This window comes from Nocardioides massiliensis, assembly GCF_030811215.1.
GTDB classification, from domain to species: Bacteria; Actinomycetota; Actinomycetes; order Propionibacteriales; family Nocardioidaceae; genus Nocardioides_A; species Nocardioides_A massiliensis.
In genome coordinates this window covers 443,340-463,107 of sequence record NZ_JAUSQM010000001.1, presented here as the reverse complement: position 1 = coordinate 463,107, position 19,768 = coordinate 443,340, and the positions used below count along the sequence as shown (strand labels likewise).

Annotated in this window: 20 protein-coding genes; 13 read left to right on the top strand and 7 right to left on the bottom strand. The window is 71.6% G+C overall.

Annotated elements, in window-relative coordinates; all coding sequences use genetic code 11:
* Positions 1–3: 3 nt before the first annotated feature.
* The 3 genes from J2S59_RS02485 to J2S59_RS02475 are packed head-to-tail and all read left to right on the top strand — an operon-like array spanning position 4 to position 4,224.
* Positions 4–1,581, top strand: coding sequence for an NADH-quinone oxidoreductase subunit M (locus tag J2S59_RS02485; RefSeq protein ID WP_181641427.1), 1,578 nt, complete (start codon positions 4–6; stop codon positions 1,579–1,581).
* Positions 1,581–3,179, top strand: coding sequence for an NADH-quinone oxidoreductase subunit NuoN (gene nuoN, locus J2S59_RS02480; RefSeq protein ID WP_068116518.1), 1,599 nt, complete (start codon positions 1,581–1,583; stop codon positions 3,177–3,179). The genes J2S59_RS02485 and nuoN overlap by 1 nt, the downstream gene beginning before the upstream one ends.
* 46 nt (positions 3,180–3,225) lie before the next feature.
* Positions 3,226–4,224, top strand: a complete 999-nt coding sequence (locus tag J2S59_RS02475) for a polyprenyl synthetase family protein (RefSeq protein ID WP_068116516.1) — start codon at positions 3,226–3,228, stop codon at positions 4,222–4,224.
* 36 nt (positions 4,225–4,260) lie between these two features.
* On the opposite strand, the gene rarD is transcribed toward J2S59_RS02475, so the two are convergent.
* The 3 genes from rarD to J2S59_RS02460 form a co-directional block, all read right to left on the bottom strand.
* Positions 4,261–5,172: an EamA family transporter RarD gene (gene rarD, locus J2S59_RS02470; RefSeq protein WP_181641425.1), complete on the bottom strand. Its 912-nt coding sequence runs from the start codon at positions 5,170–5,172 to the stop codon at positions 4,261–4,263.
* Positions 5,173–5,242: 70 nt separating this feature from the next.
* Entirely contained in the window at positions 5,243–6,163 is a 921-nt protein-coding gene (locus J2S59_RS02465) for a hypothetical protein (protein ID WP_306824775.1), read from the bottom strand.
* On the bottom strand, positions 6,160–6,762 hold the full coding sequence (locus J2S59_RS02460; protein WP_306824774.1) for a hypothetical protein: 603 nt from the start codon (positions 6,760–6,762) through the stop codon (positions 6,160–6,162). Before J2S59_RS02460 ends, J2S59_RS02465 begins: the two co-directional genes overlap by 4 nt.
* A gap of 151 nt (positions 6,763–6,913) precedes the next feature.
* On the opposite strand from J2S59_RS02460, the gene J2S59_RS02455 reads away from it, so the two are divergent.
* The 3 genes from J2S59_RS02455 to J2S59_RS02445 all read left to right on the top strand — a co-directional run bounded on the left by J2S59_RS02455 (position 6,914) and on the right by J2S59_RS02445 (position 8,860).
* A complete protein-coding gene (locus tag J2S59_RS02455) occupies positions 6,914–7,654 on the top strand; it encodes a hypothetical protein (protein WP_068119962.1) in 741 nt (246 codons plus the stop codon).
* A gap of 79 nt (positions 7,655–7,733) precedes the next feature.
* Complete coding sequence (locus J2S59_RS02450; RefSeq protein ID WP_068119965.1) at positions 7,734–8,102, top strand: ArsC/Spx/MgsR family protein; 369 nt, start codon at positions 7,734–7,736, stop codon at positions 8,100–8,102.
* Positions 8,099–8,860, top strand: a complete 762-nt coding sequence (locus J2S59_RS02445) for an SDR family NAD(P)-dependent oxidoreductase (RefSeq protein WP_068119967.1) — start codon at positions 8,099–8,101, stop codon at positions 8,858–8,860. Before J2S59_RS02450 ends, J2S59_RS02445 begins: the two co-directional genes overlap by 4 nt.
* A gap of 78 nt (positions 8,861–8,938) precedes the next feature.
* Here the strand turns inward: J2S59_RS02445 and typA are convergent, their stop codons facing one another.
* Positions 8,939–10,834 carry a translational GTPase TypA gene (gene typA, locus J2S59_RS02440; RefSeq protein ID WP_068119969.1) on the bottom strand — a complete coding sequence of 632 codons (1,896 nt, stop codon included), beginning with the start codon at positions 10,832–10,834 and terminating at the stop codon, positions 8,939–8,941.
* Positions 10,835–10,957: 123 nt separating this feature from the next.
* Between typA and J2S59_RS02435 the strand changes: the two genes are divergently transcribed.
* Entirely contained in the window at positions 10,958–11,515 is a 558-nt protein-coding gene (locus J2S59_RS02435) for an arsenate reductase/protein-tyrosine-phosphatase family protein (protein ID WP_068119971.1), read from the top strand.
* 23 nt (positions 11,516–11,538) lie between these two features.
* Here the strand turns inward: J2S59_RS02435 and ygfZ are convergent, their stop codons facing one another.
* Positions 11,539–12,549, bottom strand: a complete 1,011-nt coding sequence (gene ygfZ, locus J2S59_RS02430) for a CAF17-like 4Fe-4S cluster assembly/insertion protein YgfZ (protein WP_068119973.1) — start codon at positions 12,547–12,549, stop codon at positions 11,539–11,541.
* Positions 12,550–12,655: 106 nt separating this feature from the next.
* Here ygfZ and J2S59_RS02425 point away from each other — a divergent pair, with 106 nt between their 5' ends.
* The 4 genes from J2S59_RS02425 to J2S59_RS02410 are packed head-to-tail and all read left to right on the top strand — an operon-like array spanning position 12,656 to position 15,945.
* Positions 12,656–13,558: an NAD(P)H-binding protein gene (locus tag J2S59_RS02425; protein ID WP_068119976.1), complete on the top strand. Its 903-nt coding sequence runs from the start codon at positions 12,656–12,658 to the stop codon at positions 13,556–13,558.
* On the top strand, positions 13,555–14,325 hold the full coding sequence (locus J2S59_RS02420) for a CPBP family intramembrane glutamic endopeptidase (RefSeq protein ID WP_220138401.1): 771 nt from the start codon (positions 13,555–13,557) through the stop codon (positions 14,323–14,325). Before J2S59_RS02425 ends, J2S59_RS02420 begins: the two co-directional genes overlap by 4 nt.
* Before the next feature lie 2 nt (positions 14,326–14,327).
* Entirely contained in the window at positions 14,328–15,143 is an 816-nt protein-coding gene (locus tag J2S59_RS02415) for an SIR2 family NAD-dependent protein deacylase (protein ID WP_246360251.1), read from the top strand.
* Between the two features lie 10 nt (positions 15,144–15,153).
* Entirely contained in the window at positions 15,154–15,945 is a 792-nt protein-coding gene (locus J2S59_RS02410; protein ID WP_068119979.1) for a TspO-related membrane protein, read from the top strand.
* A gap of 24 nt (positions 15,946–15,969) precedes the next feature.
* Here the strand turns inward: J2S59_RS02410 and J2S59_RS02405 are convergent, their stop codons facing one another.
* The gene (locus J2S59_RS02405; RefSeq protein ID WP_306824773.1) at positions 15,970–16,779 is read right to left on the bottom strand and encodes an SDR family oxidoreductase; all 810 of its coding nucleotides are present in this window, start codon (positions 16,777–16,779) and stop codon (positions 15,970–15,972) included.
* A gap of 114 nt (positions 16,780–16,893) precedes the next feature.
* Between J2S59_RS02405 and mshA the strand changes: the two genes are divergently transcribed.
* Positions 16,894–18,234, top strand: a complete 1,341-nt coding sequence (gene mshA, locus J2S59_RS02400) for a D-inositol-3-phosphate glycosyltransferase (protein WP_181641438.1) — start codon at positions 16,894–16,896, stop codon at positions 18,232–18,234.
* Positions 18,231–18,743 (top strand): type III secretion system chaperone family protein, encoded by a 513-nt coding sequence (locus tag J2S59_RS02395; protein WP_068116602.1) that lies wholly within the window; start codon positions 18,231–18,233, stop codon positions 18,741–18,743. The genes mshA and J2S59_RS02395 overlap by 4 nt, the downstream gene beginning before the upstream one ends.
* Before the next feature lie 31 nt (positions 18,744–18,774).
* On the opposite strand, the gene J2S59_RS02390 is transcribed toward J2S59_RS02395, so the two are convergent.
* Positions 18,775–19,767 (bottom strand): serine hydrolase domain-containing protein, encoded by a 993-nt coding sequence (locus J2S59_RS02390; RefSeq protein WP_068116600.1) that lies wholly within the window; start codon positions 19,765–19,767, stop codon positions 18,775–18,777.
* Position 19,768 lies beyond the last annotated feature (1 nt).

The following is a 19,768-nucleotide window of genomic DNA, read 5'->3' as shown; positions in this document are numbered from 1 at the left end:
CTGGTGAACGGCACCTGGCTGACCGTCTTGATGGCGGTCCCGCTGGTGGGTGCGGCCGTGCTGGCCGTGCTGCCACGCCGCATCGACGGGAACCTCGCCAAGCAGGTCGCGCTCGGCGTGAGCCTGGTGACCCTGGTCCTGGGCGCGGTCCTGGCGTTCTCCTTCGAGCCGGGCGGGGGCTACCAGTTCACCGTCGAGGTCGACTGGATCTCCGCCTTCGGCGCGCACTTCGCCCTGGGGCTCGACGGGATCGGCCTGGCGCTGGTCCTGATGACCGTGATCCTCGCCCCGGTGGTCATCCTGGCGTCGTGGAACGACGCCGACCCGGTCGATGCCGCCGTCGCGCCCGGCCGCTCGCCGCGCTGGAGCACCCACTCGTTCTTCGCCTGGGTGCTCGCACTCGAGGGGTTGGCGATCGGCGTCTTCGCCGCCACCGACGTGTTCCTCTTCTACGTCCTCTTCGAGGCGACGCTGATCCCGATCTACTTCCTGATCGGTGGCTTCGGCGGACCCGAGCGCGCCAAGGCCGCGCTCAAGTTCCTGATCTACTCGCTGGCCGGCGGGCTGATCATGCTCGCCTCGGTGGTCGGGCTCTACGTCGTCTCCGCCGACTCGAGCTTCGGCCCGACGTACCTGCTGTCGGAGCTGCAGCAGGTCGACATCGCCACCGACGTGGGGCGCTGGCTGTTCCTCGGCTTCTTCATCGCGTTCGCGATCAAGGCGCCGATGTTCCCGGTCCACACGTGGTTGCCCGACGCGGCCGCCCAGGGCACGCCCGGCACCTCGGTGCTGCTGGTCAGCATCCTGGACAAGATCGGCACGTTCGGCATGATCCGGTTCTGCCTGACCCTCTTCCCCGAGGCGTCGGAGTGGGCCACCCCGGTCGTGGTGGTGCTGGCACTGATCAGCATCGTGTACGGCGCCCTGATGGCGATCGGCCAGGACAACATCCCGCGCCTGATCGCGTTCACCTCGGTGTCGCACTTCGGCTTCATCGTGCTCGGCATCTTCGTGATGAACAGCTACGGCGGCTCCGGTGCGACGCTCTACATGTTCAACCACGGGCTCTCCACGGCCGCGCTGTTCCTCGTCACCGGCTATCTGATCAAGCGTCGCGGGTCGGCGCAGATCAGCGACTTCGGTGGCGTCGAGAAGGTGGCCCCGATCCTGGCCGGCATCCTGCTGTTCGCCGGACTCTCCTCGCTCGGCCTGCCCGGCCTGTCGCCGTTCGTGTCGGAGTTCCTCGTGATCGTGGGCTCGTGGCAGTACGCCATCTGGGTCGCGGTCATCGCCGTCACCGGCATCATCTGGGCGGCGCTCTACATCCTGCTGATGTACCAGCGGACCATGACCGGGCCGACCAGGCCCGAGGTGGCCGGGATGAGCGACCTGAAGGTGCGCGAGATCGTCGCGCTGGCGCCCGTCCTGGTGCTCATCCTCGGCCTCGGCCTGTTCCCGAAGCCGCTGCTGGACGTCATCAACCCTGCCGTCGAGGACACCTTGGTCTTCGTCGACGGCGCCAGCGTCGAACCGGTGGCCACGGCCGTCGACGACGCCACTGCTGAGGAGGGCGACAACTGATGAACGGTGCGGAGTTCACGGCGCCGAGCGTCGAGTACAGCCTCATCCTGCCGCTGCTGATCGTCTTCGGTGCGGCGGTCGTGAGCGTGCTCGTGGAGGCGTTCGCCCCCCGCCGGCTGCGCTACATCGTCCAGACCGTGCTCACGCTGGCGGCGTACGCCGCTGCCCTCGGCGCCACCATCTGGGTCGGTCTCGGCCTCGACGAGCGCGCCGAGGGGCTGGCGCTGGGCGCTATCGCCGTCGAGGGCGCGATCGCGGTCGACGGACCCTCGGTCTTCCTGTGGGGCCTGATCCTCGTCCTCGCGCTGATCTCGGCGCTGCTCTTCGCCGAGCGGCGCCTGGAGAACGGCGTCACCGCGTTCGCGGGCCAGGCGGCGGCGCTGCCCGGCACCGAGGCCGAGCGCGAGGCGTCCAGCCGGGGCCTGGAGCACACCGAGGTCTACCCGCTGATGCTCTTCGCGGTCAGCGGCATGATGCTCTTCCCGGCGGCCAACGACCTGCTGACGATGTTCGTCGCGCTCGAGGTGCTCTCGCTGCCGCTCTACCTGCTGTGTGGGCTGGCGCGTCGTCGTCGCCTGCTGTCGCAGGAGGCCGCGCTGAAGTACTTCATGCTCGGTGCGTTCAGCTCCGGCTTCTTCGTCTACGGCATCGCGCTCGTCTACGGCTACGCCGGCTCCATGCAGTTCGCGCAGATCAGCGCCGCGGTCACCGGCCGCATCGGCGCCGACGCGCTGCTGCTCGGCGGCATCGGTCTCATCTCGGTCGGCCTGCTGTTCAAGGTCGGCGCGGCGCCGTTCCACGCGTGGACCCCCGACGTCTACCAGGGCGCGCCCACGGCCGTCACCGCGTTCATGGCGGCGTGCACCAAGGTCGCCGCGTTCGGCGCGTTGCTGCGGCTGTTCTACGTCGCCTTCGGTGGGGCGCGGGTCGACTGGACCCCGATGATCTGGGTCGTCGCCGGTCTGACGATGGTGATCGGGTCGGTGCTCGCGCTGACGCAGACCGACATCAAGCGCCTGCTCGCCTACTCCTCGATCGCCCACGCGGGCTTCCTGCTCGTCGGCTTCGTCGGCGCCCAGCAGCTCGGTGCGCTCGCTCCCGGCCAGCTGTCGTCGCTCGAGGCGGTGCTGTTCTACCTCGTCACCTACGGCTTCATGACGATCGGCGCGTTCGCCGTCGTCACGGTCGTGCGCGACAGCGGTGGCGAGGCGACAGCGCTCGACCGCTGGGCGGGTCTCGGCAAGGAGTCCCCGCTGCTCGCGGGCGTCTTCGCGGTCTTCCTGCTCGGCATGGCGGGCATCCCGCTGACCAGCGGCTTCGTCGGCAAGTGGGCGGTCTTCAGCACCGCGCTCGCGGCCGGCGCCTGGCCGCTGGTCATCGGCGCGGTCCTCATGAGCGCGGTCGCGGCGTACTTCTACATCCGCGTCATCGTGCTCATGTATTTCGCCGACCCCATCGGTGACGGACCCACCGTCGCGAGGCCCAGTGTGCTCACGACTATCGTGATCGGCGTCGGCTTCGCCGCGACGGTCGCGCTCGGCATCGTGCCGGGGCCGGTGCTCGACCTCGCCGCGTCCGCCGGCGAGTTCATCCGCTGACCACGCGCCCCCTGCCGGGCGGGCTCGACCAGGAGTGAAAGCAGACGTGACCGCGACCCCGCCCGACCTTGCGCTGCCGATCGTCGACAGCGCCCTGGCGGCCCGACTGCGGGAGCGGCTGGCCGAGGTCGAGGCGGCACTCGAGCAGCACGTCGTCAGCGAGGCGCCGTTCGTCACCGAGGCCGCGCAGCACCTGCTGCAGGCCGGGGGGAAGCGGTTCCGTCCACTGCTGGTGCTGCTCGCGGCGGAGACCGGCGACCCGTCCAGCCCCGACCTCGTCACGGCGGCCTGCGTGGTCGAGCTGACCCACCTGGCCTCGCTCTACCACGACGACGTCATGGACGAGGCCGAGCTGCGCCGCGGTGCGGCCTCGGCCAACGCCCGTTGGGACAACCTGGTCGCGATCCTCACCGGCGACTGGTTGTTCGGTAAGTCCTCCGAGCTCACCGCCGACCTCGGCGCCGACGCCGTCCGCATTCAGGCGCAGACGTTCAACCGCCTCGTCGAGGGTCAGATCCTCGAGACCCTCGGGCCCCGCGACGGCGACCCGCTGGAGCACTACCTGCGGGTCGTCGCTGGCAAGACCGGCTCCTTGATCGCGACGTCCGCGCTGTATGGCGCCCGGTTCGCCGGCGCGTCGGAGGAGGTCGTCGAGGCGCTGACGGCGTACGGCGAGAAGGTCGGCGTCGCCTTCCAGCTCTCCGACGACATCCTCGACGTCATGAGTGAGTCCGACGAGTCCGGCAAGACCCCCGGCACCGACCTGCGCGAGGGCGTCGCGACGCTGCCCGTCCTGCTCGCCCGCCGCTCCGGTGGCCCGGAGGACGACCGGCTCAAGGAGCTGCTCGCCGGCGACCTCAGCGACGACGCCCGCCACGCCGAGACCCTCGCCCTGCTCCGCGCCCACCCCGCCATCGGCGAGGCCCGCGACTACGTCATCCGCCTCGCCCGCGAGGCGCAGGACCTCCTCGGCGTACTCCCCGAAGGCCCCGCCCGCCAGGCCCTCCACGACTTCGCCGAGGTCGTCGCCACCCGCACGGCGTAGTCACACGGGCCACACTGCCGGCGGCGTACGCCGTACTCAGGCCGCCGACGAAGCGAGGGCACCGAGGCGCAGCTGGCGGCGGTGATTGCGCCAGGCGTCGACGGTGAAGACCACGAGCGCGGTCCAGACGAGCACGAAGCCAGCGAGGCGTGACAGCGGCAGCGCCTCGGAGAAGACCAGCACGCCGATGAGGAACTGCAGGGTCGGCGCGATGTACTGCAGCAACCCCATCGTCGTCAGGGTCACGCGCGTCGCGGCGCCGCCGAAGCAGAGCAGCGGCAGGGCGGTCAGCAGGCCGCTGCCGACCAGGAGCAACATCGTGCCCGGTCCCATGTCGAGGTACGACGCCTCACCGATCGCGCCCAACCAGATCAAGTACGTCACGGCGACCGGCAGGATCACCAGCGTCTCGTAGGCCAGGCTCTCGACCGCACCCACATTTGCCTGCTTCTTCAGCAGACCGTAGAAGCCGAACGAGAGCGCGAGCGCCACCCCGACCCACGGCAGGCGCCCGTAGTCGATCGCCAGCACCACGACGGCCAGGACGGCCAGTCCGGTCGCTGCCCACTGGGTCCGGCGCAGCCGCTCGCGGAGCACCACGACCCCGAGCAGGACACTCACCAAGGGGGTGATGAAGTAGCCCAGCGAGATCTCGAGGACGCGTCCGTTGTTGACTCCCCAGATGAACACGAACCAGTTGACGGAGATCAGCACAGCGGCGAGCGTGAGGAGTCGCCGCAGGCGTCGGTCGCGGACCAGGGCGCGGAACCTCTCCAGCTTCCGCAGGCCCAGCACCAGCACGACCATCACGAGCAGGGAGAACGTCACCCGGGCTGCGAGCAGCTCCAGCGCGCCGGTCTCCTCGAGCAGGCGCCAATAGAGCGGGAAGAAGCCCCACATCGCGTAGGCCGCGACGCCGAACAGCAGACCACGTCGCGTTTCTGGCACGCGCGGATCGTACGCCGCAGCCAGCGTCGGTCCGCTCCCGGTCCGGCGCCGGTCCCGCACCGGGTCAGGGTCAGCCGACGTGATCGACCGTCGACTGGATCTCGCTGACGCGCAGCGGCAAGGGCTGGCTCGTCGCGGTCACCTGCCCGGGGATCGTGGTCGGTGAGCCACCCGGCAGCGTGAAGGTCACGCTGTAGGTGACGGTGGCAGTCACGTCGACGCTGCCGCCGCGCCGGTAGGCGTGCTCGACCGCGTCGGGATGACCCACTGCCGCACCGGCAAGGCCGAGGCCGGTCCCCGTTTGTCCGTCGCCGAAGTCCCACGAGACCGCGGTCGGCGTGAACGCCACCGCGATGGCCTGACCCAGCACCGTCAGGGTCACGGTCTGCTCGCCGGTGTCGGCGAAGAAGTTGGTCGGCACGTTGACGTAGGTCCGCGTCCCCGGGTCCGAACCGATGACCGGGGGTGGCGCGGCGGTGCGGGCGACGTCGACGACGTCCTCCTCCGTCACCACGGGCTCCTGCACCCCGGGCTCGACCTCGTCGGCGCCGCGGCACACCATGCGGTCGAAGGTCCACGACGACATCGGCTCGCCCGACGGACTCATCAGGCGCGTATAGACGCGGTAGCGGATGCGGTGCTCGTCGCCGGGGCAGGTGTTGACCGCTCCCGTGCACAAGGCGTCGGTGGGGTTGCTCGGACCGTTGACCGGGCAGGCGACCACGTAGACCTCCTGGGTCCACGGCTGCGGGGGCTGGTTGCTTCCGGGGTCGGACACGTTGTCGTTCGGCGGCGTGGGGCGGCCACCGTGCTGGCCGCCCTTGTCCTCGTCGCGGATGACGACCTCGTTGTCGCCGATGTCGGCGTTCGGGTCTGCGCTGCCGGGTGAGGCCGTCAGCCAGAGGATGCCGAGTGCGAGCGCCGGGGCGAGGAGTGCGCGTCGCTGCCGCAGGCGGGTGGAGCGCGCGGGTGTCGCCGGCGTGCCCCTCATCCCTCCTCGCCGTCCTCGGCGTAGCGGTAGTTGAACAGCTGCCATGCTCCGTCGACCCACTTGATCCCCATCTCCATCACGCGCGGGGTGGCGGGGTACTCCTCGACGGGCTCGCCCGAGGCGTCGTACTCCGTGATCGCGGGGCGCTCGAAGGGCGCGATGACGATCCAGGTGCCCTCCCCGCGGCCGCGCTCGGCGACCTGGACGTCGAAGACCCGAGGCGGCTCGGCGAAGGTCTGGCGTTCTCCTGCGTCCTCGGCCTCCTCGAGGGCCTGTGCCAGCTGCTGGCAGGTCGTGCAGTCGCCAGCGACATCGAGCGCGCGGATCGCCTCGTGACCGTTCTGGGCGGCAGCGTGCATCACGGTCTCGACGACGTACGTCGCGAACCGGATCGCACCTGCCGGGCTGCGCTCGTCGGCCGGCCGGCTCGGTGCCTCGGCCAGCACCTCGGCGTTCGGGACCTCGACGGTCGAGGGTGCGGCGGTGGGCTCGGCCGACGGCGCCGGCTCCTCTGCGGAAGAGCAGGCGGTGAGCAGTGCCAGCGACACCGCGCCGGTCAGAACGGCACCTCGGACTCGTCCGTGCCTGCGTCCGGTCATGCGAAAGACCCCCGTCTGTCGAAACATCAGGGTCCACTGTAGGAGGGTCTCGCCGATGCGTGAAGTCGAGCGCACCGGGCTGGCGAGCCCGCGGATGCGCACGGGGTACGCTGCCGCAACCAGTCAGTACCAAGAAACGGGGGAATGCACAGTGCGTATCACCAAGTTCTTCGCCGGCGCCGTCACCATCGGTCTGCTCGGCTTGCCGGTCGTCACCGCGAGCAGCGCGGCTGCCGAGGGCCCGGCGCCGACGGTGATCGAGACACGAGTCGCCGAGACGGGCTTCTCGCGCTATCTCGAGGCCTACAAGAAGCCCACCTCGATCCGCGGTCAGAAGCTGAGCCTTCAGGCGCGGTTCGAGGCGAAGAATCCGACCACCGGAGACTGGGAGCCGTTGCCGTTCGCAGCCGACTACGTCGTCGAGCGCCGACTGGCCGGTCAGAAGGGTTACACGACGATCGACTCGGGCACCACGCGCGGCCCCATCTACGGCAAGCAGCACAACGTGGTGCGCAACGCCCTCTACCGCGTGCGGATCACCGGTGGGAGCGCCACCATCGGCGGCACTCCCGCCACCTTCGCGCCCTCGGCGGGCACCCAGAAGCTTCAGGTGATGCGCAAGTTCGCCACGAAGATCAACCGCAACCGGCTGATCCTCTCCGGGCGGATCGTGCCCAAGCACGCGCGCAAGGTCGTCCACATCCAGCGCAAGAACTGCGACAAGGGCTGCAAGTGGAAGCCCTTCACCAAGATCCGGACGAACGCGAAGAGCCGGTTCTCGATCAAGCTGCCCGCGCGCAACGGCAAGCGGACCTACTTCCGCGCCGTCGTGGCGAAGAACAAGCACTTCGTGAAGTCGTTCTCCGACACGTACTACACGATCCGCTTCTGATCCACGTCGACCGCAGCACGACGACCCCGGCTCCTCGAGCCGGGGTCGTCGGCGTTCGGGGCTCGAGGATGATGACGGCATGGAGATCTGGATCAACCCCGCCTGCAGCAAGTGCCGCACCGCGGTGGATGCCCTGGACGAGGCCGGCGTGACCTACACGGAGCGCCGCTACCTCGAGGACCCGCCGAGCGCCGCGGAGATCGCGGGCGTCCTCGAGCGGCTCGGACTGGAGCCCTGGGACATCGCGCGGAGCGGTGAGCCCATCGCGGCCGAGATCGGTCTTGGCGACTACGGGCGTACGCCGGCCGACCGGGACCGCTGGCTCGCCGCGCTCGCCGCCCACCCGGTCCTCATCCAGCGACCGATCATCACCGCCGACGACGGGACGACGGTGGTGGGTCGCGACGCAGAGTCGTTGCAACGGGTGCTGGGCGAGGACCACCGGTGAACGCGTCCACCCCCGACCTGACGGGCCAGGTCGCGCTGGTCACCGGCGCGTCGTCCGGCCTGGGTCGGCACTTCGCGAAGACCCTCGCAGCCGCCGGCGCGAGCGTCGCGGCCTGCAGTCGGCGTACGGACCGGCTGGCGTCCCTGGTCGCCGAGATCGAGGACGCCGGCGGCCGGGCGATCGCCGTACCCCTCGACGTGCGTGACGCCGACGCCATCGCCGCAGCCGTCGAGACCGCCCAGGAGGAGCTCGGGCTCGTCACGATCCTGGTCAACAACGCCGGAGTCCCCGACGCGCAGCTTGCCCACAAGATGGACGCCGACTTCGTCGACACGGTCATCGCCACCAACCTCCGCGGCCCCTGGTTGCTGGCGACGGAGGTCGCCCGCCGGCTGCTCGCCGCGAAGGCCCCCGGACGCATCGTCAACGTGTCGTCGATGGCAGGCTTCTACACCGCCGGCTCGGGCGCGGCGCTCTATGCCACCACGAAGGCCGCGCTCAACCGGATGACCGAGGCGCTGGCCGTCGAGTGGGCCTCGCGCCACATCAACGTCAACGCGATCGCCCCAGGCACCTTCCGCTCCGAGATGACCGATGCGATGTTCGAGCGCGTCGGCGACCTGACCGAGACGTTCCCGCGCAAGCGCGTGGGGGACGCCTCCCAGCTGGAGAGCACGCTGCTCTACCTGTGTGACCCCGCCTCGGATTGCGTCACCGGCACCGTCATCAAGGTCGACGACGGGCAGCTGCCGCGCTGAGCCGGACGGCGTACGCCGCTCAACGATGTCGTCAGCTGCCACCAGCTGACAGCAGACGACATCGCTGACGCGGTTGGCTCAGTTGCCGCGGCGCGCCCGGGCCGCGGTGCGCGCGCGCTCGCCGGCGTTGAGCACGACCTTGCGGATCCGCACCGCGTCGGGGGTGACCTCGACGCACTCGTCCTCGCGGCAGAACTCCAGGCACTGCTCGAGGCTCAGCTTGCGCGGCGGAATGAGCTTCTCGAAGTTGTCGGACGTCGAGGAGCGGATGTTGGTCTGCTGCTTCTCCTTGGTGATGTTGACGTCCATGTCGTCATCACGGGAGTTCTCGCCGATGATCATGCCCTCGTAGACCTCGGTCGTGGGCTCGACGAACATCGTCCCGCGCTCCTGCAGGTTCGTCATGGCGTACGCCGTGGCGGCACCCGCGCGGTCGGCAACCAGCGACCCGTTGTTGCGCGAGCGGATCTCGCCGGCCCACGGCTCGTACTTCTCGAACACGTGGTGCGCGATGCCGGTGCCGCGTGTCTCGGTGAGGAACTGCGTGCGGAAGCCGATCAGGCCGCGCGCCGGGACCAGGAACTCCATGCGCACCCAACCGGTGCCGTGGTTGGTCATCTGCTCCATGCGGCCCTTGCGGGCGGCGAGCAGCTGGGTGATCGCGCCGAGGTACTCCTCCGGGGCGTCGATCGTCAGCCGCTCCACGGGCTCGTGGCGCTTGCCGTCGATCTCACGCGTGACGACCTGCGGCTTGCCGACGGTCAGCTCGTAGCCCTCGCGACGCATCTGCTCGACGAGGATCGCCAGCGCCAGCTCGCCACGGCCCTGGACCTCCCACGCGTCGGGACGCTCGGTCGGCAGGATTCGCAGCGAGACGTTGCCGACGAGCTCCTTGTCGAGGCGGTCCTTGACCAGGCGGGCCGTGACCTTGGCACCCTTGACGCGCCCGGCGAGCGGCGAGGTGTTGGTGCCGATCACCATGGAGATCGCCGGCTCGTCGACCGTGATGAGCGGCAGCGCGACCGGGTTCTCCGGGTCGGCGAGGGTCTCACCGATCATGATGTCGGGGATGCCGGCGATGGCGACGATGTCGCCGGGGCCGGCCGACTCGCCCGGCACCCGCTCGAGGGCTTGGGTGACGAGCAGCTCGGTGATGCGGACGTTGCTGACCGTGCCGTCGCGCTTCATCCACGCGACGGTCTGGCCCTTGCGCAGCGTGCCCTCGTGGACGCGCACGAGCGCGAGCCGGCCCAGGAAGGGGCTGGCGTCGAGGTTGGTGACGTGCGCCTGCAGCGGCGCCCCCTCGGCGTACGTCGGCGCGGGGATGGTGTCGAGGATGGTCTTGAACAGCGGCTCGAGGTCCGGGGAGTCGGGCAGCTCGCCGTCACCCGGCTGCTCGACCGAGGCCCGGCCGGCCTTGCCGGAGGCGTAGACCACCGGGAAGTCGAGGGCGTCCTGGCCGTGGGACTCATCCAACAGGTCCATGAACAGCTCGTAGGCCTCGTCGACGACCTCGCTGATGCGGGCGTCGGCGCGGTCGGTCTTGTTGACGACCAGGACCACCGGCATCTGCGCGTTCAGCGCCTTGCGCAGCACGAAGCGCGTCTGCGGCAGCGGGCCCTCGCTGGCGTCGACGAGCAGCACGATGCCGTCGACCATCGACAACCCGCGCTCGACCTCGCCGCCGAAGTCGGCGTGGCCGGGGGTGTCGATGATGTTGATCGTCATCCCGCCCTCGGGCGCATGCGCACCGGTGTAGCGCACCGCGGTGTTCTTCGCCAGGATCGTGATGCCCTTCTCGCGCTCGAGGTCGCCGGAGTCCATCACCCGTTCGGCCACACCCTCCGCCTCGTGGGCGCTGAACGCCCCGGCGTGGTGCAGCATCGCGTCGACGAGCGTCGTCTTGCCGTGGTCGACGTGGGCGACGATCGCGACGTTGCGGAGGTCGGAGCGGACGGTGCGGTTCGAGGGCATGCGCGTCTTTCGATCGGGGCCGGCCCGCAAACACGAGCCGAGTGATTCTACGGGCCCGAGCACCCAGGCTCCGAATCGACGAGTCGTCCCCGCCGGGCCAGCCGCGGCGCTAGCCTCGCCTGCGTGTCCTTCCCCGTCCTGACCGTCTGCCTCGGCAACGTCTGTCGCTCGCCCCAGGCCGAGCTCCTGCTCGCCGCCCGGCTGCGCGAGCGCGGGGTCGAGCCGGAGGTCAGCAGCGCGGGGGCGCGCGCTCTGGTCGGGCGATCCGTCGACCCCTCCTCGGCCGCCGAGCTCGACGCCCGCGGCGTCGCTCACGACACCTTCGCCGCTCGCCAGCTGACCCCGGCGTTGGTCCAGCCCGCCGCCCTGGTGCTGACGGCGACCCGGGACCTGCGGTCGCGGGTGCTGGAGGAGGTGCCGGGCGCCCTACGGCGTACCTTCACCCTGCGGGAGTTCGCCGCGCACTGCGAGCGGCTGGTCGCGGCCGAGGGATCGCCGTACGCCGACCCGCGCGAGCTGGTCGCGCAGGCGGCCGCGCAGCGCGGCAGCGTGGTCCTCGAGGACCCCGACATCCCCGACCCCATCGGGCGATCGGAGCAGACGCACGCGCTCGTCGCCACGCTGATCGACGACGCGGTCACGACCATCGCGTCCGCGCTGGTGCGCGCCGGCCTGCGGTAGCCGCTCGTCGGCCCGGTCCGGCGTCAGCGCAGACGCGGCCGCACGTGCATCCCCACCTCGGGGTCGACGACGACCTCCTGGGTGGCGGGGATCGCACCCTGCGGCCCGGCGATCTCGAGCTCGGCGTCGACCGGCACGTTGCGCTTGAGCAGCGCCAGGCCGATGGGCCCGAGCTCGTGGTGGCGCGAGCTGGTGCCGATGGTGCCGACGACGCGGGAGTCGGGTCCGGCGTCGCTGACCCGGATCTCGGCGCCCAGCGGCGGCAGCATCGGGTCGGACCCGTCGAGGTGCAGCAGCGTGAGCCGCCGCGGCGGACGGCCGAGGGTGTGCACGCGCGCGACGGTCTCCTGGCCGCGGTAGCACCCCTTGTCCAGGTGTACGGCGGAGCCGATCCAGCCCGCCTCGTTGGGGATCGTGCGCTCGTCGGTGTCGAGGCCAAGGCGTGCCTCGCCGCGCTCGATGCGCAGCGCCTCGAACGCCCACAGCCCACAGGCGGGGCCGGCCGCAGCGGCGTACGCCTCGAGCTCCGCGCGCGGCACGAAGTCGTAGCCGGAGTAGGGCTCCTCGCTCACCTTCGCGGGGCGCCAGGCGACGGCGAGCTCGCCGCTCAGGTCGGCGATCTCAACGCGGCTCATGAAGACCATCCGCTCCAGCCAGGCGATGAGGTCGCCGACGCGTCCGGGCTCGACGTGGGCGGTGAACGACTCGCCGTCGTCGACGCCGTAGATCGCGTGCTCGACGTGGCCCTGCGGGGACAGGATCAGCGTCGCCGTGGGCCGTCCGGGCTGCAGATCGGTGAGGTGCTGGCTGGTGAGCGAGTGCAGCCAGGTCAGCCGGTCCGGTCCGCTGATGCGCACCACGCCGCGGTGGGAGAGATCGACGAACCCCTCGCGCGCGACGAGGGTGCGCTGCTCGGTGGTGAAGGAGCCGTAGTGCGCCGCCACCGGTGCGTCGATGCCGTCCCCGGCGACCGCGCCGGGCAGACCCAGCAGCGGACTGCGCGTCGGACCAGAGGTGCTGCCGTCGTACGCCATGTCCTCATCGTCCCACGAGCGGCAAACCGCGAGGACGGCCCTCGAGGGGGCCCGCCGGTGGCCGCTCAACGTTTGGGCACGGGGCTCGTTGCCCACCCTGGGAGACATGCGCGTCCTCGTCACCGGAGCCACGGGCTTCGTCGGTCAACGGCTGTGCCCTGCGCTCGAGGAGGCGGGTCACGAGGTGATCGCGATGACCCGTCACCCCGACACCTACAACGGTCCGGGGACCGCGCGTTTCGGTGACGTCCACGATCCCAACACGCTGCCCGAGGCGCTGGCGGGGTGCGACGCCGCCTACTACCTCGTCCACTCCCTCGACCGTGCCGACTTCGAGCGTCTCGACCGCGACGCGTCGAAGGGCTTTGCCCACGCCGCGTCGTCGGCCGGCCTGCAGCAGGTCGTCTATCTCGGCGGTCTCGGTGACGACGACGACGACCTGTCGGCCCACCTGCGCAGCAGGCGCGAGGTCGAGCGCAACCTCGCCTCGACCGGAGTGCCCGTGACCGTGCTGCGTGCCGGGATCATCGTGGGCCACGGCGGCATCTCCTGGGAGATGACCCGCGAGCTCGTGAAGAACCTGCCCGCGATGATCACGCCGCGCTGGGTCAACACGCGGACGCAGCCGATCGCGTTGGCCGACGTCATCCGCTACCTGGCCGGGGTGCTCGGACACCCCGATGCGGAAGGCCGGGTCTACGAGATCGGCGGCCCCGAGGTGCTGCGCTACCGCACGATGATCGAGCGGTTGGCCGAGATCCAGGGCAAGCGCCTGCCGGTGCTGCCGGTGCCGTTCCTGAGCCCGGGGGTGTCGGGGTGGTGGCTGGGCCTGGTCACCTCGGTCGACGCCCAGACCGGGAGGTCCCTGGTCAGCTCGATGACCAACGAGGTCGTCGTCCGCGACGACGCGATCCGCTCCGTCGTCGAGTTCGAGCCGATGACCTACGCCGAGGCGGTACGGCTGGCGCTCGCCGAGCGGGTGGCCGCGCAGGACGGACAGGCGCGATGAGCCGGCCCAGCTTGGTCCGGCGCTGGGCGCGCCGCGTCCGTCACCAGCTCCCACGGGGGCTCGCGCACCGTGCCGTCGCCGACTACGAGGAGATGCCGGAGGTCGTCCGGCGACGCCGCCAGGTGGTCGCCGGCACCACGCTGGTCGGCACGACGCTGCTCGGCGCCTCGCTGCAGAGCGAGCCGGACTCCAAGGCGTTCTACGGCCTTACCGCCGCGACGGCGGCCACCTGGGTCGGTGGGGCGCTCGCCTCCGGCCCGCTGCACCTGGGCTACATCCAGCTGCGCTCCGACAAGCTCGTGCGGCCGGTGGTCACCCCGGTCGCCACCGGCGTCGCCGCGTTCGGTGCGTTCTACGCCTGCGCCCTCGTCTCGCGCCGCATCCCGTTCCTGCGCGACGCCATCAGCTCGGTGCTGTCCTTCGCCGACGCGGGGCGGCCTCCCGCGGTCCTGGCCACGACCCTGGTCAACGGCCTCGCCGAGGAGGTCTTCTTCCGTGGGGCGCTCTATGAGGCGGCGGCGCCGACGTACCCGGTCGTCCAGTCCACCGCGACCTACACGCTCGTCACCGCGGCCACGCGCAACCCGTCGCTGATGCTGGCGGGGGCGGTCATGAGCACCCTGTTCGGCCTGCAGCGGCGCGCCACCGGCGGCATCCAGGCGCCGGTCATCACCCACGTCACCTGGTCGGCACTCATGCTGCGCTACCTCCCGCCGCTGTTCGGCAAGCGACTGGGCGGTGAGGTCGCGAACGTGACAGGCTCGTGAGCGTGAGTGGCCTTCCCGAGGGCTCGCCGAGTCCCTCCGTCCAGTCGTTGAGCCGGATGCTCGCCGGGGCGGAGCGTGTCGTCGCGTTCACCGGCGCGGGCATCAGCACCGAGTCCGGCATCCCCGACTTCCGCAGCCCGGGCGGCATCTGGACCCGCTACGACCCCCGTGACTTCACCTTCGACCGGTACGTCGCCGACCCGGAGGTCCGGGCGAACTCGTGGGCGATGCGGCGAGCGTTCTTCGCAACCCATGCGCGCCCGAACGCCGCACACCAGGCGCTGGTCGAGCTCGAGGTCGCCGGACGGCTCGCAGGCGTCGTCACCCAGAACATCGACGGCCTGCACCAGGAGGCCGGCTCCCGCCACGTCATCGAGATCCACGGCACAGCCCGCGAGATCACCTGCATCGGTGCCCTGCCGGTCGACGGTGCACCGGACGGCTGCGGGTTCACCGCGCCCCACACCTGGGCCCTCGAGCAGATCGACGCCGGTGTCGAGGACCCCCGTTGTCCAGACTGCGGTGGGCTGGTGAAGTCCGCGACGATCTCCTTCGGCCAGCAGATGCCGCTCGACGCCGTACGCCGTGCCCAGGCCGAGGTCGCCGCGTGCGACCTGCTCCTGGTCGTGGGCAGCTCGCTGCAGGTCTACCCGGCCGCCGCCCTACCCGGTGAAGCGCGTCAGCACGGCGCCCAGGTCGTCATCGTCAACGACGAGCCCACGGATCTCGATGGGCTCGCCCACCTGGTGGTCCGCGGCCGGGCCGGCGAGGTGCTCACCGCCGCCGTCGCAGGGATTGGCTCCGACACACTCGGGTAGGAGCCGGGCCATGTCTCCCCGCGTCCGCCAGATCCTCGTCCTGCTGTCCGCGATCCTCGCCGTCGTCGTCTCGACGATCGGCTCGGGCGCGTTCGGCGGGACCCCGATCGCCGAGGCTTCCGGGGGTGCACTGTCGGACGACGCCACCCTGCTGGCACCCGCCGGACCGGCCTTCAGCATCTGGTCGCTGATCTACGGCGCGTTGATCGTGCTCGCGATCGTGCAGGCGCTTCCGCGCAACCGCGACGACGACCGGCTCAACCGTGTCGCCGGCTGGACGATCCTGGCGCTGCTGCTCAACCCGGCGTGGATCCTGGTCGTGCAGGCCGGGGTGCTGTGGTTGACGGTCGCGGTGATCGCGGCGCTCGCCGCCGTGCTCATCCGGATCGCGTTGCTGCTGTCGGCCGAGCAGCCGCGCGGCGCGCAGAAGTGGTGGCACGACCTCCCCCTGGCGTTGTACGCCGGCTGGGTCATCGCGGCCACGGCCGCCAACACGGCGGCGTTCGTCGACGCCGAGATCACCGAGGTGACGGTCGCCTACGCGCTCGTGCTGCTGGTGGTCGCGACCTTCCTGTCCACCCTGGTGGCGATGGTGCAGCCCGGCGGGGCCGGCGTCGCCGCCGCCACCGCGTGGGGCGCGGCGTGGATCGCCTACGGCCGGCTCACCGGTGACCCCGAGTCCACCGTCGTCGCGGTGGCGGCCGTGATCGCCGCGGTGTGGCTCGCCGGCGTCGCCGTGCTGCGGTTGGTGCGTCCCCACATCGTCGTCAGGTCGGGAAGCCCGGCGACCTCCACCCGCTGACGCCGGACAGGCGGCGACGCGGCGTCACTCCTCGCGGTGCACCTTGTGCTGGGCGGCCTGGGCGCGCGGGCGCACCACCAGCTCGTCGATGTTGACGTGGTGGGGCAGCGCCGCCACCCAGCGAACGCACTCGGCCACGTCCTCAGCGACGAGCGGCTCGCGCACACCACGGTAGATCGCGTCGTACTTCTCCTGGTCGCCGGCGAAGCGCACCATCGAGAACTCCGGGGTCTTCACCATGCCGGGAGCGATCTCGGTGACGCGGATCGGCTCGCCGCACAGCTCCAGGCGCAGGGTCTCGGTGACGACCTGCGTGCCGTGCTTGGCGGCGGTGTAGCCCGCGCCCCCCTCGTAGGCGATCCGGCCGGCCGTCGACCCGACGTTGACCACGAGCCCGTCGCCACTCGCCCGCAGCGCCGGCAGCAGCGCCTGGGTCACCTGCAGCAGACCGATCACGTTGATCTCATACATCCACCGCCAGTCGTCGGGGTCGGCGTGCTCGATCGGGTCGTCACCGACGGCGCCGCCGGCGTTGTTGACCAGCAGGCCCAGCTCGCCGGGCAGCTCGGAGACGGCGCGCGCCAGGGCCGCGACCTGCTCGCGGTCGGTGACGTCGCAGGCCACCGCCGTACCCTCGATCTCCGCGGCGAGGGCCTCGAGCCGCTCGACCCGCCGCGCGGTGACGACCACGTGCCACCCATCCCCGGCCAGCGCACGGGCCGCGGCCTCGCCGATGCCGCTGGACGCTCCGGTGACGACGGCGACCCGGGGACCGGGACCGGCGGATGCGCTCGAGGTGGGGCCGGTGGGGGACGACTGGGGTACGGCGGACATGGGCGTCAGACTACGCAGCACAGCGGCGGGGAAGGCTCGCTCCGGTCGCTGGGGACGGCCCGATAGCCTTCGTGGCAGTCCTCGGTGCGCGCCAGGGAGGGACAGGAGGGTGCCATGACGCGACGACGTCCGGGTCTGTCGCTGCCCGCGGTACCCCCCATCGCCGTACGCCCGATCCTCCGCGGGCCCCGCCCGGTGCATGGGCGGGTGGCGATGATCAGCCTGCACACCTCCCCGCTCGACCAGCCCGGCACCGGCGACGCGGGCGGGATGAACGTCTATGTCCTCGAGCTCTCCAAGCGACTCGCCGACACCGGCCTGGCCGTCGAGATCTTCACCCGCTCGACCTCGTCGGCCCTGCCGCCCAGCGTCGAGGCCCACCCCGGGGTGCTGGTGCGCCACGTCGAGGCCGGGCCCTACTCGGGGCTGTCCAAGAGCGAGCTGCCCGGGCAGCAGTGCGTGTTCGCCCGCGAGGTGCTGCGGCAGGAGGCCCGGCACGCGCAGGGGTGGTACGACGCGGTCCACACGCACTACTGGCTCTCCGGTCAGGTCGGCGCGCTCATGCGCGACCGGTGGGGCGTGCCGCTGGTGCACTCGATGCACACGATGGCCAAGGTCAAGAACCTCGCGCTGGCCCAGGGCGACACCCCCGAGCCGCACGCGCGCGTGGTCGGGGAGCAGCAGCTCGTCGACGCCGCCGACATGCTGATCGCCAACACCGCGCGCGAGGCCGACCAGCTCACCAGCCTGTACGCCGCCGACCCCGACCGGGTCGCGGTCGTCCACCCGGGCGTCGACCTCGGGGTGTTCCGTCCGGTCGGCCAGGACGTGGCGCGCGCTGAGCTCGGGATCCCTGCCGACGCCCTCGTGCTTCTCTTCGCCGGCCGCATCCAGCCGCTCAAGGGCCCCGACGTCCTGCTGCGCGCCGTCGCCCGGCTGCTCGAGCGCCGCCCCGACCTCCGCCACAGCCTCGTGGTGCCGGTCGTCGGCGGCCCGTCCGGGTCCGGCCTCGAGCGTCCCGAGGGCCTCGTCGAGCTCGCCCGCGGGCTCGGGATCTCCGACGTGGTGCGGTTCGTGCCGCCGGTGGCCCAGCACGAGCTCGCGCGGTGGTACGCCGCCGCGACCGCTGTCTGCGTGCCGTCCTACAACGAGTCCTTCGGCCTGGTCGCCGTCGAGGCACAGGCGTGCGGCACCCCGGTCGTGGCCGCGTCGGTGGGCGGGCTGCCGACCGCGGTGGCCGACGGGCGCTCGGGACTGCTCGTCGACGGTCACGCCAGCGACGACTGGGCCCACGTCCTCGAGCAGCTGTGCACGCAACCCGCCCTGCGCTCCCGCCTCGCCGCCGGCGCGCTCGACCACGCCCGCGGCTTCAGCTGGGAGCACGCCGCCCACGCCACCCGCGCCGTCTACGCCCGCGCTGCGCAGTCCCTCGGCGCGGCGGCGATGAGCTCGTGAGCGAGCGCGAGCAGGCGCTCGAGGTCCTGCGCGACTTCCTGCGCGATGGCGACTTCGAGCACGAGCCTGCCGGTGAGTCGGCGTACTCGATCACGCTGCCGGGGGAGCGCAAGCTGCAGGTGCCGGTGCGCCTCGACGTGGGCGCCCACGCGCTGGGCGTCCACGCGTTCGTGTGTCGCCGGCCCGACGAGGAGCACGAGCGGGTCTACCGCTGGCTGCTCGAGCGCAACCTCAAGATGTATGGCGTGGCGTTCGCGCTCGACCGCCTGGGCGACATCTACCTCGACGGCCGGCTCCCGCTGTCGAGCGTCACGCCGACCGAGCTCGACCGGCTGCTCGGCGCGGTGCTGACCTACGCCGACGAGTCGTTCAACACCATCCTCGAGCTCGGGTTCGCCAGCTCCATCCGCAAGGAGTGGGAGTGGCGGACGTCGCGGGGTGAGTCGACCCGCAACCTGGAGGCGTTCCGCGGGTGGCTCGAGCGCGACGAGGAGCCTCCCCCGGGCTGAGCGGCCCCGCCTCAGGACTGGTGGCGGCGACTCAGCCGAACAGCTGCCAGAACTCCGCGAACGCCTGCTGGGTCCCCGCCGTGTCCATGCCCTGCCAGGTGAAGAGGGCGGCCGCACGGCCGCCGGCCGGATCGACGTACCCGATCGTGCCGCGGCCACCGGCCCAACCGACCAGGCCGTCGGCGCGCACCTCCACGTGGTGGCCCCATCCCGCCCCTGCCTCCAGAAGGTCGTCCGCGCCGCTGCGCTGCTCGGGGGTCAGCTGGTTGGTGCACATCTGCCGGGTGGAGGCCCGGCCGAGCACGGCGCCGCCACCGTCGCCGATCGCGGCGAGGAAGCGGAGCTGGTCCGCCACGGTCGAGACCAGCCCCGTGGCGAGGGACTCGAAGGCGACATCGGTCGGGAAGTGGGTCGCCGGCATCGCGAGGGGGCCGGTGACGTGCTCGGCGAGCAGATCGCTCACCGGCCGGCCGGTGCAGCGCGCGAGGAGGACGCCCAGCACGTCGCTGCTGGTGTGGTAGCGCCAGGTCGCACCGGGCTGGCCCGCCAGCGGGAGGCTGGCGAGCCGCCGCAGATACTCGTCCGGCGTCATCGGGGGTGCGTCCGGGCCCGGCCCGACCTGCAGCTCGTCCATCGCGGCCGCCAACGGGCCACCCTCGACGACCCAGCCGAACCCGGCCGTCATCGTGAGCAGGTGCCGCACAGTGATGGGGCGCTGCGCTGCGACGGTGTCGTCGAGCGGACCGCCGGGACGGGTGAGGACCCGCGGGTTGGCGAGCTCCGGCAGCCACTGCGCGACCGCGTCGTCGAGACCGAGCCGGCCGAGCTCGACGAGCCGGAGGGTGAGCGCACCGGCGATCGGCTTGGTGTTGGACGCGATCGCCGCGGGCTCGTCCGCCGTACGCCGCCCTCCGGCAGTCAGGTGCGTCGTCCCTGCCTCGCGGACTCCGGCTGCCCACCCCTGCAGGGCACCGTCGGCGACGAGCCGGTCGAGGCTCTCGGTCAGGTCGGCCAGTGCGGTCATC